The sequence below is a fragment of the Pandoraea horticolens genome, assembly GCF_902459555.1.
In the GTDB taxonomy this organism is placed as follows: Bacteria; Pseudomonadota; Gammaproteobacteria; order Burkholderiales; family Burkholderiaceae; genus Pandoraea; species Pandoraea horticolens.
This window is the reverse complement of sequence record NZ_CABPSM010000003.1, coordinates 196,821-211,121: the sequence shown is the minus strand read 5'-3', so window position 1 is coordinate 211,121 and position 14,301 is coordinate 196,821. Positions and strand designations below refer to the sequence as shown.

Annotated in this window: 15 protein-coding genes; 9 read left to right on the top strand and 6 right to left on the bottom strand. The window is 63.8% G+C overall.

Annotated features, from left to right (window positions below):
- The first annotated feature begins 23 nt into the window (after positions 1–23).
- Positions 24–1,358, top strand: a complete 1,335-nt coding sequence (locus PHO31112_RS07660; RefSeq protein ID WP_246177872.1) for an MFS transporter — start codon at positions 24–26, stop codon at positions 1,356–1,358.
- A gap of 45 nt (positions 1,359–1,403) precedes the next feature.
- Here the strand turns inward: PHO31112_RS07660 and PHO31112_RS07655 are convergent, their stop codons facing one another.
- The 3 genes from PHO31112_RS07655 to PHO31112_RS07645 form a co-directional block, all read right to left on the bottom strand.
- The gene (locus tag PHO31112_RS07655) at positions 1,404–1,826 is read right to left on the bottom strand and encodes a DUF6691 family protein (protein WP_150619954.1); all 423 of its coding nucleotides are present in this window, start codon (positions 1,824–1,826) and stop codon (positions 1,404–1,406) included.
- Positions 1,823–2,269, bottom strand: a complete 447-nt coding sequence (locus PHO31112_RS07650; protein ID WP_150619953.1) for a YeeE/YedE family protein — start codon at positions 2,267–2,269, stop codon at positions 1,823–1,825. The genes PHO31112_RS07655 and PHO31112_RS07650 overlap by 4 nt, the downstream gene beginning before the upstream one ends.
- Before the next feature lie 70 nt (positions 2,270–2,339).
- Positions 2,340–2,702: an ArsR/SmtB family transcription factor gene (locus tag PHO31112_RS07645; protein ID WP_150619952.1), complete on the bottom strand. Its 363-nt coding sequence runs from the start codon at positions 2,700–2,702 to the stop codon at positions 2,340–2,342.
- Between the two features lie 111 nt (positions 2,703–2,813).
- Between PHO31112_RS07645 and PHO31112_RS07640 the strand changes: the two genes are divergently transcribed.
- Entirely contained in the window at positions 2,814–3,683 is an 870-nt protein-coding gene (locus PHO31112_RS07640; RefSeq protein ID WP_150619951.1) for an MBL fold metallo-hydrolase, read from the top strand.
- Positions 3,684–3,710: 27 nt separating this feature from the next.
- Here PHO31112_RS07640 and PHO31112_RS07635 read toward each other — a convergent pair whose 3' ends face one another.
- The gene (locus PHO31112_RS07635; protein WP_246177840.1) at positions 3,711–4,598 is read right to left on the bottom strand and encodes a LysR family transcriptional regulator; all 888 of its coding nucleotides are present in this window, start codon (positions 4,596–4,598) and stop codon (positions 3,711–3,713) included.
- A gap of 125 nt (positions 4,599–4,723) precedes the next feature.
- Here PHO31112_RS07635 and PHO31112_RS07630 point away from each other — a divergent pair, with 125 nt between their 5' ends.
- From PHO31112_RS07630 to PHO31112_RS07610, 5 genes are all read left to right on the top strand, one after another.
- Positions 4,724–5,125: a tautomerase family protein gene (locus PHO31112_RS07630; protein WP_150619949.1), complete on the top strand. Its 402-nt coding sequence runs from the start codon at positions 4,724–4,726 to the stop codon at positions 5,123–5,125.
- A 196-nt stretch (positions 5,126–5,321) separates the two neighbouring features.
- The gene (locus PHO31112_RS07625; RefSeq protein ID WP_150619948.1) at positions 5,322–5,723 is read left to right on the top strand and encodes a YXWGXW repeat-containing protein; all 402 of its coding nucleotides are present in this window, start codon (positions 5,322–5,324) and stop codon (positions 5,721–5,723) included.
- A gap of 221 nt (positions 5,724–5,944) precedes the next feature.
- Positions 5,945–6,790: an ABC transporter substrate-binding protein gene (locus PHO31112_RS07620; protein WP_150619947.1), complete on the top strand. Its 846-nt coding sequence runs from the start codon at positions 5,945–5,947 to the stop codon at positions 6,788–6,790.
- 78 nt (positions 6,791–6,868) lie between these two features.
- Positions 6,869–7,591, top strand: coding sequence for an amino acid ABC transporter permease (locus PHO31112_RS07615; protein ID WP_150619946.1), 723 nt, complete (start codon positions 6,869–6,871; stop codon positions 7,589–7,591).
- A gap of 34 nt (positions 7,592–7,625) precedes the next feature.
- Entirely contained in the window at positions 7,626–8,486 is an 861-nt protein-coding gene (locus PHO31112_RS07610; RefSeq protein ID WP_150619945.1) for an amino acid ABC transporter permease, read from the top strand.
- On the opposite strand, the gene PHO31112_RS07605 is transcribed toward PHO31112_RS07610, so the two are convergent.
- Positions 8,464–10,752, bottom strand: a complete 2,289-nt coding sequence (locus PHO31112_RS07605) for an NADP-dependent malic enzyme (RefSeq protein WP_150619944.1) — start codon at positions 10,750–10,752, stop codon at positions 8,464–8,466. The two genes, PHO31112_RS07610 and PHO31112_RS07605, sit on opposite strands and share 23 nt — an antisense overlap.
- Positions 10,753–10,956: 204 nt before the next feature.
- On the opposite strand from PHO31112_RS07605, the gene PHO31112_RS07600 reads away from it, so the two are divergent.
- Together PHO31112_RS07600 and PHO31112_RS07595 are read left to right on the top strand one after the other, a co-directional pair.
- Entirely contained in the window at positions 10,957–11,919 is a 963-nt protein-coding gene (locus PHO31112_RS07600; protein WP_150619943.1) for a LysR family transcriptional regulator, read from the top strand.
- A 132-nt stretch (positions 11,920–12,051) separates the two neighbouring features.
- Positions 12,052–13,338: an autotransporter strand-loop-strand O-heptosyltransferase gene (locus tag PHO31112_RS07595; RefSeq protein WP_150619942.1), complete on the top strand. Its 1,287-nt coding sequence runs from the start codon at positions 12,052–12,054 to the stop codon at positions 13,336–13,338.
- Here PHO31112_RS07595 and PHO31112_RS07590 read toward each other — a convergent pair.
- On the bottom strand, positions 13,335–14,225 hold the full coding sequence (locus tag PHO31112_RS07590; protein ID WP_150619941.1) for an SDR family oxidoreductase: 891 nt from the start codon (positions 14,223–14,225) through the stop codon (positions 13,335–13,337). The genes PHO31112_RS07595 and PHO31112_RS07590 overlap by 4 nt on opposite strands.
- Between the last annotated feature and the right edge of the window lie 76 nt (positions 14,226–14,301).

Below are 14,301 nucleotides of genomic sequence, written 5' to 3'. Positions count from 1 at the left end.
TCATCATCGCTTGCGCTCTGTTCATGGAGAATATCGACGCCACGGTGATCACGACTTCGCTGCCCGCCATGGCACGCGATCTCCATCAGGACCCGATTTCACTGAAGATGGCGCTCACCGCCTACGTGGTCGGGCTTGGCATCTTCATTCCGATTTGCGGCTGGGTGTCCGACCGCTTCGGCGCGCGTAACGTCTTTCGTACCGCGATCGGCATCTTCATGGCCGGATCGATCCTGTGCGCGCTGTCGTTTTCGTTGCCGACGTTCGTGTTCGCTCGCTTTCTGCAAGGCGCCGGCGGCGCGATGATGGTGCCGGTCGGCCGTCTCGTGATCTTCCGCGCGGTGCCCAAGCGTGATCTGATCAAGGCCATCGGCTATCTGACGATGCCCGCCCTGCTGGGGCCGGTGATCGGCCCACCGCTCGGTGGCGCCATCACGGCCTATCTGCACTGGCGATGGATCTTCTTCATTAACATTCCGATCAGCCTGCTCGGCATCTACCTCGCGGGCAAGTACATTGACAACGAGCGCGGCGGCGACGCCGGACGCCTCGACACATTCGGCTTCATCTTCTCCGCACTCGGTAGCGGCCTGCTCATGCTGGGGCTGGCCATGATTGGCGAACATCAGGTCGCCGATAGCGTCGTGATCGCCATGTGCGTGCTGGGTGCGCTGTTCGTCTACGCGTACTGGCGGCACGCGAATCGTGTGGAAGCGCCGCTGCTCGACTTTCGTCTGCTGCGCATTCCGACGTTCCACGCCAGTGTCGCCGGTGGCTCGCTCTTCCGCATCGGCCTGGGAGCCGTGCCGTTTCTGCTGCCGCTGGCCCTGCAGGAAGGACTGCACATGGACCCCTTCGAATCCGGCATGATTACCTGCGCATCGGCGTTCGGCGCGATTTTCATGAAGGCGATTGCGCGGCGGGTGCTGGCGAGATTCGGCTTCCGCCGGGTGCTGATCGTCAACGCGGCGCTGGCCGGATTGGCACTCTCTTCCTATGGGCTGTTCACGCACAGCACACCGGTGCTTGTGATGCTGGGCGTGGTGGCGTTCGGCGGTTTCTTCCCGTCGCTGCAATTCACCTGCCTGAACTCCATCGTGTACGCCGACATCGCGAGTGCCGACGCGAGCCGCGCGACGAGCCTGGCAAGCGTGGTGCAGCAGTTGTCGCTCGGGTTGGGGGTGACGATTTCGGGGATGGTGCTACAGGCGAGCAGCCGGCTCGCCGGCCACGAACACCTGACGGCCAGCGACTTCCTGCCGGCGTTCCTCGTGATCGGGCTGTTCTCGTGGCTATCGATCCCCGTCACCCGGCAACTGCCCGCCGACGCGGGCACGGAACTCGCGGGAAAGCACTGAGCCGAAGCGCGGCTTCATGCGTCGTTTCACCCTTTGTTTCGTACCTTACTTCGTGCTCACACGGGAGAACACCGCGTGCAGCACCATGCCGGCGAGCATCGCGACAACGAACAACAGCCCCTTGCCATACCCCGCGCCAAGCAACACCAGCGCAGGGCCCGGGCAAATGCCTGCAATCCCCCAACCCACGCCAAACAGCAATGCACCGAGCACCAGGCGTTTGTCGATACCGCGCAAGGCGGGCCACACACGCGGCTCGCCCGTCCAGGCGAGCGCCCGTGAATGCGCCAAGCGAAACCCGACGAGCCCCACCGCAATGGCCCCGCCCATCACAAACGCCAGCGATGGATCCCATTTGCCAGCCAGGTCGAGAAAACCCAGCACCTTTGCAGGATTCGCCATGCCCGCGAGTATCAGCCCAAGCCCGAATACGAGGCCGCCGGCGAATGCGAAGATCAGCTTCTTCATGCGGCACCTCCTACGTTCAGGACATGCCGCACGACGAATACCGTTACGAAACCGGTCGCCATGAAGCACAGCGTGGCTACGAGCGAGCGCCACGACAATCGCGAAAGACCGCAAACGCCGTGCCCACTTGTGCAGCCCGACCCGAGCCGCGTGCCGAATCCGACCAGCAAGCCTGCTGCGATGAGCATCGCGGTGCTGGCATCGATCTGCGCTTCGGGCACGACGGCAACGGTGCGATACACCCAAGGCGCCGCCATCATTCCGGCGATGAATACGACGCGCCAGCCCACATCGCCGGCACGCGGCCACAACAGACCGCCGACGACGCCGGAGATACCGGCGATGCGGCCAGCCGCCAGCATCAACCAGACGGCAGCCAGTCCAATGAGCACCCCACCGGCCAATGCGGTCCACGGAGTGAAATGAAGCGTGTCGAGAGTCATGAGTGGAGCTTCCCCCTGAACATTAGGCAATGAGCGATGTGGTAACAAATAGCGAGGCGATCGGAGGCAATCAGGCTTTCGGACAAAACTGATCGTAAAGACAAGCCAGCACGGCAAGCACCGCGCCATCTGCGACCGAATAGTAGATGCGCTTGCCGTCGCGACGCGTTCTCACTAGCGCCTCGGCGCGCAGCACGGCAAGTTGCTGCGAAAGCGTCGGCTGCCGGATGTCGAGTTGCGCTTCCAGTTCGCCGACGGACATCTCGCCTTGCGTGAGCTGACACAGGATCAGCAGACGGTCTTCGTTGGCGAGCGCACGCAGCAGCGTAGACGCGTCGTGCGCGGCGCTTCGCAGGCGCGCAATATCGAGCGGCGCGACGTCTGCGGAGACGGTCGCCCGGTCGACAGGGGATAGCGCAGTCACTCGGGGCATGGCAGGATCAATACAAATCGGAAAGTCGCAGCGCGACGACGTGTCACGTAAATTACGTACACTTTACTAGTTTATAATATATAAATCGATAGATTTTTTCAGGAGTCGGTCATGTCAGCTACGCCAGCACACATCGAAGCCTTCTTCGACACTGTCACCGCCACGGTGACGTACGTCGTGTTCGATGCCCCGGGCGGTCACGCGGCGATCATCGATCCGGTGCTCGACTACGATCCCAAGGCGGGCCGTACGCACACGGGGTCGGCCGAACGTGTCCTCGACTTCGTTGCCGCGCAAAAGCTCACGGTCGACTGGATTCTCGAGACGCATGCGCACGCCGATCACCTCTCCGCGGCCCGCTGGCTCAAGGAGCACGTCGGCGGATGCATTGCCATCGGCGCGCACATCCGCGACGTTCAACACGTCTTCAAGAAGCTGTTTCATCTGGGTACCGACGTACCACCCGACGGCTCGCAGTTCGATCATCTGTTCGAAGATGGGGAGACGTTCGCCATCGGCGCATTGCAGGCCGAGGCGATGTTCGTGCCGGGCCATACGCCAGCTGACATGGCCTATCGTGTGGGCGACGCCGTCTTCGTGGGCGACACGCTCTTTATGCCCGATGTGGGTACCGCACGCTGCGACTTCCCCGGTGGCAACGCTCACACGCTGTTCCGCTCGATCCGCCGTCTGCTGGCCCTGCCCGAATCGACGCGTCTGTTCATGTGCCACGACTATCCGCCTTCCGGGCGTGCCGCGAACTGGCAGACAACGGTCGGCGAGCAGCGCCGGGCGAACATCCATGTGCACGACGGCATCGATGAAGCTGCCTTCGTCACCATGCGCGAAGCTCGCGACAGGACACTCGACATGCCCACGCTGATCCTGCCTGCCGTGCAGGTCAATATTCGCGCAGGCGACATGCCTGCGCCGGAGGCCAACGGCACGCGCTATCTGAAAATCCCGCTGAATGCGCTTTAGTCCGCGCTAATGCGCTTCTTGTCGGCTTTAACGGACGGTCAGTTGCTCGGCCAGCGCATCGCGCGCCTGCGTGACCCACTCGGGTTCGCCACGGCGCGCGGGCAAGAGATGAAACTCTGCCTCCGGCAACGAAGGCAGGCGCCGTCCGGGCATCGGCGTCTCGATGCGTACAAGTGACGGCCCCGCCGCCGACGCATTCAGACACGCTACCCCGAGCCCCGCGCTCAATGCCAACTGCAACCCCGCCACCCCCGACGCCACGTGCGCAATCGTGTATGGCACGCAATGCTCGTCGAGCCATTCCGTGGTGAAGCGATGCAACGCACAGGTATCGGGCAGCACCAGCAACGGTAGCGGCACCCCCTTCTCCAGCACGAAATCCGGCGACGCCACCCAGTCGAGCGGCTCTCTGCCCAGCGTCCGGGTGCCCGCGACCGCGTCGCGGCCGAGGGACCTGCCAAGCACGCGCATCGACAGGCCAATGTCGAAGTCGCCGCCGTCGTAACCCGACTCGATCACGCCGCTTTTCAGAATCGTCACGTGAATGCGCAGCGACGGATACGCCACGCTGAGGTGTCGCAGCACGCGCGCCACGTCACCGGGGCGGAAGTAATCCGTGATTGCCAGCCGCAATTCACCGGCAAGCGCGAACCCGCGCACGTCATGCCACGCGCGTTCGGACTGGGCGATCAACTGCCGCGCATGGACCAGAAGACGCTCGCCGGCGGGCGTCGTCGCGACCCCTTGCTTGCCGCGCGTGAACAATGTCACGCCAACGCGCTCCTCGAGTTTGCGAATCTGTTCGCTCACCGACGACTGCGACAGGAATACGCGTGGCGCAGCCGCCGAGAGACTGCCCGCCTCGGCCACGGCAACGAAGGTGCGCAGCTGATCGAAATCGAATCCGGGAGCCATGGCCTTATCCATTGAAGAAAACGATGGATAGGATCGTAAATTCCCGCTTTTCCGATGTCAATCATCTCCCTAGACTGAAGTCGTTGTCCACATCACTCAACCACTCAACGTTTGGGAGTCACACCATGCCGCACATCGTTCTGCAACTCTCCGGAATCCCTGACGACACGCTCACCCGCGAGACCGTGCGCGCCGTGTCGCAACTCACGGTCGACACGCTGCACAAGGCACCGGAAGTGATTGCCGTGACCGTCGACTACATTGCACACGAACGCTGGTTCGTCGGAGGGGCGCCACTCTCGGCGCAAGGAAAAAACGCCTTCCATCTGGATATCAGCGTGACGGACGAGACGAACACGAAAGCGGAGAAGGCACAGTTCATCGCGCAAGTCTTCGAAGCCCTGTCGGGACTGCTCGGCAACGTGCATGCGTGCTCGTATATTCATGTGATCGACGCTCGCGCCGCAGCTTACGGTTACGGCGGACGCACGCAGGAATACCGTCATCAGCACGCGTCAAAGGTGTGATGCGTGGCGTTCGCTCCTCGCGCGCCAAGCAATCCCGACTGCGTGCCAACCGGTGCGAACGTCCAGCTCATGCGGCTTCCCGAGGAATGGAACGAAACACTTCCAACACTTTTTTACGACTATTTACTTCATAACAGTCCCGTTTCCCTCGTACGATGAAGACGTACCGGAACATCGCTTTCCAAAGGGGACGAATATGAAAAAACTGACGCTGACCATTGCGCTCGTTGCTGCCACGCTCGGCGGTATTGCCACGGCGCCGGCCCATGCGCAGGTGGACGTTTCCATCAGCATCGGCGCACCGCCGGCACCGCGCTACGAGCCGGTGCCGCCGCCGCGCGTCGGATATGTGTGGGCGCCGGGCTACTGGGATTGGGATGGCTATCGCCACGAGTGGCGCGGCGGTCATTGGGAACATGAGCGTCCGGGCTATGCGTATCGCGCGCCGGCCTGGCATCAGGGTCCGCATGGCTGGGAGTTGAACCGTGGCGGCTGGGATCATGGAGATCGCGACCGGGGACGGGATCGTCATGATGACCACCACCACGACCGCGGGCGCGATCACGACCGAGGCCACGGCCACGATCGCCACGACTGATCCGCTTCACACTCGCCTCTTACCGAGAGGAACGCCGGCGCTTATCAGCGCCGGCGTTTTGCTAAGAAAAATCGATTGGTTGGGCGCACGTGGGTGCACCGTTATCGTAGAGAACCCGTTCGCTGCCACCCGCAGCCGGTGCCCGCCGACGTCTGTCCATCGTTTGCATTGACGAGACCGGGACCCGAGACGGATCTACGCATAACGGAACCCAACAGGCCATGCAAAACCCAATTCGCCAACCACGCGCACGACACGCTGTTTTCTCCCTCGCCGCAGCGCTGCTGTCGGCCGCTGCCCTCGCCCCCCTTGCCGCTCACGCCGACAAACTCGACGACATCAAGAAGGCCGGCGTGTTGCGCGTTGCCACGTTCGACAGCAATCCGCCGTTCGGCTACGTCGACGCGAAGTCGCACAAGATCGTCGGCCTCGACGTCGACTACGCGAAGGCGTTGGCCGACAAACTCGGCGTGAAGCTCGAAATCCAGCCGACGAACCCGGCCAACCGCATTCCGTTCCTCACGTCGAAGAAGGTCGACCTCGTGCTGGCGAACTTCACCATCACGGACGAGCGCGCCAAGCAGATCGACTTCAGCATTCCGTACTTCTCGTCGGGCCAGCAGTTCCTCGCGAAGAAGGGCACGCTGTCCTCGCCAGATCAATTGAACGCGCTGCGCATCGGGGCCGACAAGGGCACCACCAACGAGATCACGCTGCGCGAGAAATTCCCGAAAGCGACGATCGTGGCATTCGACGACACGCCGTTCGCGTTCGCCGCACTGCGCACCGGCACGGTTCAGGCGATCACGCAGGATGGTCCGAAGCTCGTCGGCCTGCTGGCCAACGTGCCGGACAAACAAAACTACGAGATCCCGGCGTTCACGATTTCGAACGACTACATGGGCGTGGGCGCTCCCAAGGGTGAGGCACGCCTGACCGCGTTTGTGAACGACACGTTGCGCGGGCTCGAGAAAGACGGCACTGCCGCCAACATTTACGACCGCTGGTTCGGCCCGAACACGGCTCAGCCGCTGCCGCGTCTGTTCAAGATCGGCGACAAGGCCTGACGCTTGCCCGCCGGCCTCACCGGGGCGCACGGGGTGAATACCTCGTGCACCCCGGCGTTTTGCATTGGAAATCCCGTCATGATCGACTGGCTCGCCCCGAAATATATCGGCTGGCTGCTCCAGGGTTTCGGCGTCACGCTTGCACTCGCGATTGCCGTGAGCGCCACCGCCACCTGGCTTGGCTTCGGACTGGCACTCGCACGAGACTCCCGTAGCGCACTGCTCGCGCGCCCCTCCATCGCCTTCGTCGCGCTCATGCGCAACACTCCGCTGCTGGTGCAACTGTTCTTCTGGTATTTCGGCGTGGCGGCCCTGCTGCCGGCCGGTGCCGTGCTATGGCTCTCGCAACCCCACAGTTGGCATCTCGTGCTGTTCGACATTCGCTGGCCGGCGCTCGAGACGCTCGCCGGGTTCTTCGGCCTCACGATCTACACGACGGCGTTCGTCGGCGAGGAAATTCGCGCCGGACTCCGTGGCGTACCCGCCGGGCAGACACAGGCCGCCGCCGCCCTGGGACTCAACCGCGTCGCCGTCTTCCGTCACGTCGTGCTGCCGCAGGCAGTGCGCATCGCCATGCCGCCGCTCTTCGGCCAATACATGAATGTCGTGAAAAACTCGTCGCTGACGATGGCCATCGGGCTGGCCGAGTTGTCGTACGCGTCGCGCCAGGTGGAAACCGAAACGTTCAAGACGTTTCAGGCGTTCGGCATCGCCACGCTGCTGTACGTCGGCGCGATTGCACTGATCGAAGCGGTGAGCGTCGCCACCACGCAACGCCACGCGGGCGTGCCGTCGCGCTAAGACAGCCACCCACGAAACCTCCCGGAAGCGCCTCATGAATGTCTCCGCCGTATTCGACAACTTGCCCTATCTGCTCTGGGGGAACTTTCCCGATGGCCCCCTCTCGGGGGCTGCGCTCACGCTCGTGCTCGCAACCATCAGTGCGCTGGCCTCCGGGGTGCTGGGCCTGGCGGGCGGCATCGCGCTCGCCGTGCTCGGCGGCCCGGCCCGCTGGGCGCTCGCGTTCGTGATCGGCGTCTTCCGCGCGATTCCCGTACTGATGCTGATCTTCTGGACATACTTTCTGTTGCCGATCCTGTTCAACGTGAATGTGCCCGGACTCGCCACGGTGGCCTGTGCGCTCGCGCTGATCGGTGGCGCGTACCTCTCGCATACGGTCTACGCAGGCATTCGCGGCGTGGGCACCGCACAGTGGCACGCGGGGATGTCGCTCGGGCTCACGCGCATACAGACGCTGCGCCATATCGTACTGCCGCAGGCGCTGCGCATCATGACGCCGTCGTTCATCAATCAGTGGGTATCGCTGGTGAAGGACACGTCGCTCGCCTACATCGTGGGTGTCGCGGAATTGTCCTTCGTCGCCACGCAGGTCAACAGCCGTTTGATGGTCTATCCGGCCGAGGTGTTCGCGTTTGTCGCGCTGATCTACTTCGTGATGTGCAGCGCGCTCGAATGGCTCTGCACGAAGTGGCTCGGCAGGCCATTGCGGCCAGAGGCGAATGCCACGGAAAAGCCCCGGCGCGGCTGGCGGCGCTTCGCGTCGATGCGTCTGCCGAACCTGCCGGGGCTTACGAACGGTCTCAGCCGTCTGAGCCGCCGTGACCGGCGCCGCGCGCCGGGAACGTTACCCGAGCGTGAGCGCCGTGTGGACTTCAGTCACGATTGGCCTGGATGACGGTGAGCGCCGTCATGTTGATGATGCGTCGCACCGTCGAGCTGGATGTGAGCACGTTGACCGGTGCGCCTACGCCCAGCAGGAACGGCCCCACCGCCACATTGCTGCCCGCGCCCGTCTTGAGCAGGTTGTAGGCGATGTTGCCCGAGTCCACGTTCGGGCACACCAGCAGGTTGGCCGCGCCCTTCAGACGCGAATGCGGCAGGATGCGGCTGCGCAGTCCTTCATCGAGCGCGCAGTCGCCATGCATTTCGCCGTCGATCTCCAGCGCAGGCGCCTGTGCCGTGACCATCTCCAGCACGCGACGCATCTTCGCGCCCGACGCCGCACTGCCCGAACCGAAGTTCGAGCGCGAGAGCAGCGCGACCTTCGGATTGAGGTTCAGCCACGTCATCTGCTTGGCCGCCGCCAGCGTGAACTCGGCGATCTGCTCGGCCGTCGGGTCGTCGTTGACGTGCGTGTCCACGAGGGCCACGGTGCGCTTGTCGAGCAGCAGGATGTTCATCGCCGCATAGGTGTTCGCGCCCGCTTGCTTGCCGATGACTTCGTCGATGAGGCGCAGGTGATCGTGATACGCACCCACGGTGCCGCAGATCATGCCGTCGGCGTCGCCCAGACGCACCATCATCGCGCCGATCAGCGTGAGACGGCGGCGCATCTCGACGCGCGCCATTTCCTTCGTGATCCCGTCACGGCAGCGCAGTTCCCAATAGTTCGTCCAGTACTGATGGAAGCGCTCGTCGTAGTACGGATTGGTGACTTCAACGTCTTCGCCCAGACGCAGACGCAGACCGAACTTCTCGATGCGGGCGAGCAGCACTTCCGGACGGCCAACGAGAATCGGGCGGGCCAGCTTCTCGTCGACAATCACCTGGACCGCACGCAACACGCGCTCTTCCTCGCCTTCCGCGAACACGATGCGTGCCTTGCCGCCGTCGCGTACCAGTTGCTTGGCCGCCGAGAAGATGGGCTTCATGAACGCGCCCGAGTGATACACGAACTGCTGCAACTGCTCGGCGTACGCGTCGAAGTCGGCGATCGGGCGGGTGGCCACACCGTCTTCCATGGCGGCGCGCGCCACAGCCGGGGCGATACGCACAATCAGGCGCGAATCGAACGGCTTCGGAATCAGGTATTCCGGCCCGAACGACAGGTCATACGCGCCGTATGCGGTGGCCACGGAGTCGTTCGGCTCTTCCTGCGCCAGACCGGCAATCGCGTGGACGGCGGCGATTTCCATGCTGCGCGTGATGGTGGTGGCACCCACGTCGAGCGCGCCACGGAAGATGTACGGGAAGCAAAGTACGTTGTTGACCTGATTCGGGAAGTCAGAGCGCCCCGTGGCAAGCACCACGTCCTCGCGCGCGGCGCGCGCCTCTTCCGGGAAGATTTCCGGCGTCGGATTGGCGAGCGCCAGAATCAGCGGGCGCGCCGCCATCGTCTTGAGCATTTCCGGCTTGAGCACGCCGCCGGCGGACAGACCGAGGAACACGTCGGCGCCCTCGATCACTTCCGCGAGCGTGCGCTTGTCGGTCTTCTGCGCGAAACGGGCCTTGTCCGGGTCCATGCTCACGGCACGGCCCTCAAAGACCACGCCATCGATGTCCGTCGCCCAGACGTTCTCGACCGGCAGGCCAAGATCGACCATCAGGTCCAGACAGGCGAGTGCGGCCGCGCCGGCGCCCGAGGTGACCACCTTCACTTCGCGAATGTCCTTGCCCACGACCTTCAGGCCATTGATGAACGCGGCGCTCACCGTGATGGCGGTGCCGTGCTGGTCATCGTGGAAGACGGGGATTTTCATCCGTTCGCGCAGCTTGCGCTCGACGGTGAAGCACTCGGGCGCCTTGATGTCTTCGAGGTTGATACCGCCGAACGTGGCTTCGAGGCTCGCAATGATTTCGACGAGCTTGTCCGGGTCGCTCTCGGTGATTTCGATGTCGAACACATCGATTCCGGCGAATTTCTTGAAGAGGACGGCCTTGCCTTCCATCACCGGCTTGGACGCGAGCGCGCCGATGTTGCCCAGACCGAGCACGGCCGAGCCGTTCGTGATCACACCGACCAGATTGCCGCGAGCCGTGTATTTGAACGACTGCGCCGGATCGGCGGCGATCTCCTGACACGGGATGGCGACGCCCGGGGTGTAGGCGAGCGCCAGATCGCGCTGCGTGACGAGCGGCTTGCTGGCGGTCACGGAGATCTTGCCCGGCGTCGGGAACTGGTGATATTCCAGGGCGGCCTGGTGATCGTTGTTGTTGCTCATGGCGTGTCGTCCTCGGTGAATGTCTCGTCGATACCAATCGCCGCGGACCGTTCTGAAGACGGTTGCCGCCCTGGCGCATCGGGTGTCAGGCCATTCTAGGCAGCCGCCAGCGGGGAACGATTCTGAATTACTATGGGGGCATCATATTTTCGATATAAGCCCGGAGCATCGGGGGTTTCAGGGGATTGAGGACAGATGGGGGCGATGCCATTCGATACGGGGGAGGCGGTTCGGCGGCTGACGACCCGGCTCAAGATGCGTCATCTCGTGCTGTTGCTGCAAATTCAGCAGCACGGTTCGCTTACCCGGGTGGCGGAGCATATGGCGACGAGCCAGCCGGCCGTGACAAGCTCCCTCGCGGAGCTGGAAAGCATGCTCGGCGGCCCGCTGTTCGACCGGACCCCGCGCGGCATGACGCCGACGCCGCTCGGCGCGGTCGTCCTCGCCCATGCGCAGGCGATGGTGCACGATCTGGACCATCTGACCCGGGACATCGAGGCGGTGATGGCCGGGCACGCCGCAAGGCTTCAGGTCGGCGTGATCCCCTACATCTCAGGCAAAACGCTCGCCGCCGCCATTCAGCAAACCCTCGCCCAGATTCCCCAGCGGCTGACCGTCACCCTGCACGAAGGCACCAGCGAAGCGCTGATGGCGCAACTGCGCGATCACACGCTCGATGTCGTGATCGGACGCGCCGCCGCCAACGTCGACCTCACTCAGGTGCAGTTCGAAGTCCTGCATCATCAAATGCCGCGCGTAGTGGCCAGCCGCCGTCTGGCCGCCCGCCTCGGCCGCAGCGCACCCGTATGGTCGCAACTGGCCGAACTGGACTGGGTCATGGGCGCGCCCAATACGCCCATGCGCGACCAGTTATCCGACCTGTTCCTGCACGCGGGCGTGGTGCCGCCGGTGCCAGTCGTCGAGAGCTTCTCGTCGCGCCTGACCGGCGAATTGCTCGCGAGCAGCGAGCGCGCGGTATCGCTGCTGCCCGCCGACATTGCAGAGGAACTGGTGCGTGTCGCGGGCGTGGCTGTCGTGCCCTGGTCGCTCACATGGACGCTGCCGCCGGTGGCGATGTTCACACGTCGTGAAAACCCTCGCGAGACACATCGGCGCTTCACACAGGCGCTGCGCACGCAATACCAGACGATGACCAGCGGGACCTGAGCGTTTTTTCGTCTTGTCGGAAGGCGTTGAAAGGGCTTCTCACGTCAATACCGCGCAATTTCGTGAAATAGGCCCTTTTCGGCTCGTTTGCCGCGCGATTGATCGTGCGATGTACAGCGTAAGGTGTCGTGCATGAACGATGCCGCCCCTGCCTCCGCACAAACCGACGCGACGACCACCGCCAACGCCCCGGTGGCAACGCCGTTTATCCCTTCACCGCACCAGATCTTTCTGGCGCCCGCCCTGCTGCCTACACAAGTCGGCCCGGCCGGCCTGCGCTTCGACTTCAACGAGGGCGCACGCGTGGTCATTCCCGATTTCGGTCAACCGCTGCCGTGGCGCGTGCGGATCAGCGATTTGCGCGACGACACCACGCTCATCGAGGTCTCGCTGTCATCGGGGGTCGTGCGCAGTCCGGCGAAGTACTTTGTGCCGTATGGCATCACGATCTGGCTGAACGACGTGGTGGTCTTCGAACATCGCTACGAGGCACGCGATCAGGATGTGCTCGTGCAGTTCCCGCTCGCGGCGCTGGGCGACGTACTCGGCTGGCTGCCCTATGCCCTGCGTTTTGCCGATACCCACGGTTGCCGCCTGGCCTGTGTGGTCACACCTGCGGTAGCGGCACTGTTTCGCGACGCCTATCCCAGCGTGGATTTCGTGGCGCAAGACAAGGTGGAGCGGCGCAAGTATTACGCAACGTACAACGTCGGTCTGTTCTTCGACGACCACGAACTCGTCCAACAGCCGCGTGACTTCCGCGAGACCGGATTGCATCGTACGGCGGCACACATTCTCGGCGTCGACGACACTGAGGCACCTGCGAAGACGGCATTGCCGGACGTGTCTCGCCCGATGGCCGAGCCGTACGTGTGTATCGCGGTACAGAGCACGGCGCAATGCAAGTACTGGAACCGGCCGCAGGGATGGGAGACGGTCGTGGCCGGTCTGCGCGAGCGCGGCGTACAGGTGGTGTGCATCGATCAGAACGCGCGGCACGGCAAAGGAGATTTCTGGCAGTCGATCCCGGCAGGCGCCATCGATGCGACGGGCAATCTGCCGCTGACCGAACGCGCACGCTGGCTGATGCACGCGAACGCGTTCATCGGCTTGTCGAGCGGGCTGGCCTGGCTGGCGTGGACGATGGGCACCCCCACGGTGCTGATCTCGGGCTTCACGCTGCCGCACAACGAGTTCGCCACACCGTACCGCGTGATCGCGCGCGACGTCTGCACCGGCTGCTGGCATGACCCGGCGCTGCGCTACGACCACGACGACTTTCACTGGTGCCCACGGCACAACGGCACCCCGCGGGCATTCGAATGCTCGCGGGAGATTCGACCGGAAGACGTGCTGGCAGCGGTAGATCGGGTACCGGGAATCACAGGAATCGCGGAGAACGCCGCAAACCGGGCTTAAGCGTTGTAGCGCGCTTCGTCGAGATCCGCGATCAACGTCGGCCCGGCCGGATGCCAACCCAGCCGCGCCTGCGTCAAGGCGCTTGACGCCGGCATGTCCAGGCTCACGAACATCGACAACCAACCGAAATGCGCGGCAGCGTCCTCCTGAGCGATTGACGTCACCGGCAGGCCAAGACCGCGCCCCAGCGACTCGGCGATGTCTCGGCCGGTGACGCCCTCCTCTCCGACCGCGTGATAGCGAGCGCCCTTTTCTCCGGCCTCGACGGCGAGCCGATAGAGACGCACGACATCCGAAAGGTGGCCCGCCGACCAACGGTTGCGGCCATCCTCAATATAGGCAACGACGCCTTTTTCACGGGCCACGTCGATGAGCGGCGTAACGAGGCCCTGTCGGTAGGGATTGTGAACCTGCGGCAGTCGCACCACGGACACGTTGATACCGTCTTGCAGCAAGACCTGCATCGCCAGTTCCGAGGCGATGCGCGGGTTGCGATGGGCGATATTGAAAACGTCTTCCGTTGCCGGTTCGCCGTGCTGGCCACTGCCCATGCCAACCCCCGAGGTGATGACGAGCGGACGACCGGAGCCCGCGAGGGCGGCACCGAGGGCCGCGATCACTCGCCTGTCCTTCTCGCAATTCTCGACGAATCGGTTGAAATCGTGATCGAACGCCGTGTGGATCACGCTATCGGCCTTCGCGGCCCCCTTCGCCAGGCCCCCCGGTTCCTCCAGCGTGCCAAGGTACGGTTCGACACCCGCCGCGATGAGAGCACGGGCTCCCGCGTCCGAGCGCGTCAGGCCAATCACCTCGTGACCGGCGGCAATGAGTTCGGGAATGAGCGCCGAGCCGACGAAACCGGTCGCGCCTGTCAGAAAGATACGCATGGTGAAACCTCCTTGGTCATCAGGCGCTCACTATCCGATCATTCGTTATCCCGTTAAAGTAGTGACCACATCATAG

Bases quoted from the DNA above. Each gene is read 5' to 3' on its own strand.
- PHO31112_RS07595 (WP_150619942.1), top strand. From the start codon at position 12,052: ATGAACGATGCCGCCCCTGCCTCCGCACAAACCGACGCGACGACCACC.
- PHO31112_RS07620 (WP_150619947.1), top strand. From the start codon at position 5,945: ATGCAAAACCCAATTCGCCAACCACGCGCACGACACGCTGTTTTCTCC.
- PHO31112_RS07615 (WP_150619946.1), top strand. From the start codon at position 6,869: ATGATCGACTGGCTCGCCCCGAAATATATCGGCTGGCTGCTCCAGGGT.
- PHO31112_RS07655 (WP_150619954.1), bottom strand. From the start codon at position 1,826: ATGAAGAAGCTGATCTTCGCATTCGCCGGCGGCCTCGTATTCGGGCTT.
- PHO31112_RS07590 (WP_150619941.1), bottom strand. From the start codon at position 14,225: ATGCGTATCTTTCTGACAGGCGCGACCGGTTTCGTCGGCTCGGCGCTC.
- PHO31112_RS07605 (WP_150619944.1), bottom strand. From the start codon at position 10,752: ATGAGCAACAACAACGATCACCAGGCCGCCCTGGAATATCACCAGTTC.
- PHO31112_RS07660 (WP_246177872.1), top strand. From the start codon at position 24: ATGGAGAATATCGACGCCACGGTGATCACGACTTCGCTGCCCGCCATG.
- PHO31112_RS07650 (WP_150619953.1), bottom strand. From the start codon at position 2,269: ATGACTCTCGACACGCTTCATTTCACTCCGTGGACCGCATTGGCCGGT.
- PHO31112_RS07610 (WP_150619945.1), top strand. From the start codon at position 7,626: ATGAATGTCTCCGCCGTATTCGACAACTTGCCCTATCTGCTCTGGGGG.
- PHO31112_RS07635 (WP_246177840.1), bottom strand. From the start codon at position 4,598: ATGGCTCCCGGATTCGATTTCGATCAGCTGCGCACCTTCGTTGCCGTG.
- PHO31112_RS07645 (WP_150619952.1), bottom strand. From the start codon at position 2,702: ATGCCCCGAGTGACTGCGCTATCCCCTGTCGACCGGGCGACCGTCTCC.
- PHO31112_RS07640 (WP_150619951.1), top strand. From the start codon at position 2,814: ATGTCAGCTACGCCAGCACACATCGAAGCCTTCTTCGACACTGTCACC.
- PHO31112_RS07600 (WP_150619943.1), top strand. From the start codon at position 10,957: ATGCCATTCGATACGGGGGAGGCGGTTCGGCGGCTGACGACCCGGCTC.
- PHO31112_RS07630 (WP_150619949.1), top strand. From the start codon at position 4,724: ATGCCGCACATCGTTCTGCAACTCTCCGGAATCCCTGACGACACGCTC.
- PHO31112_RS07625 (WP_150619948.1), top strand. From the start codon at position 5,322: ATGAAAAAACTGACGCTGACCATTGCGCTCGTTGCTGCCACGCTCGGC.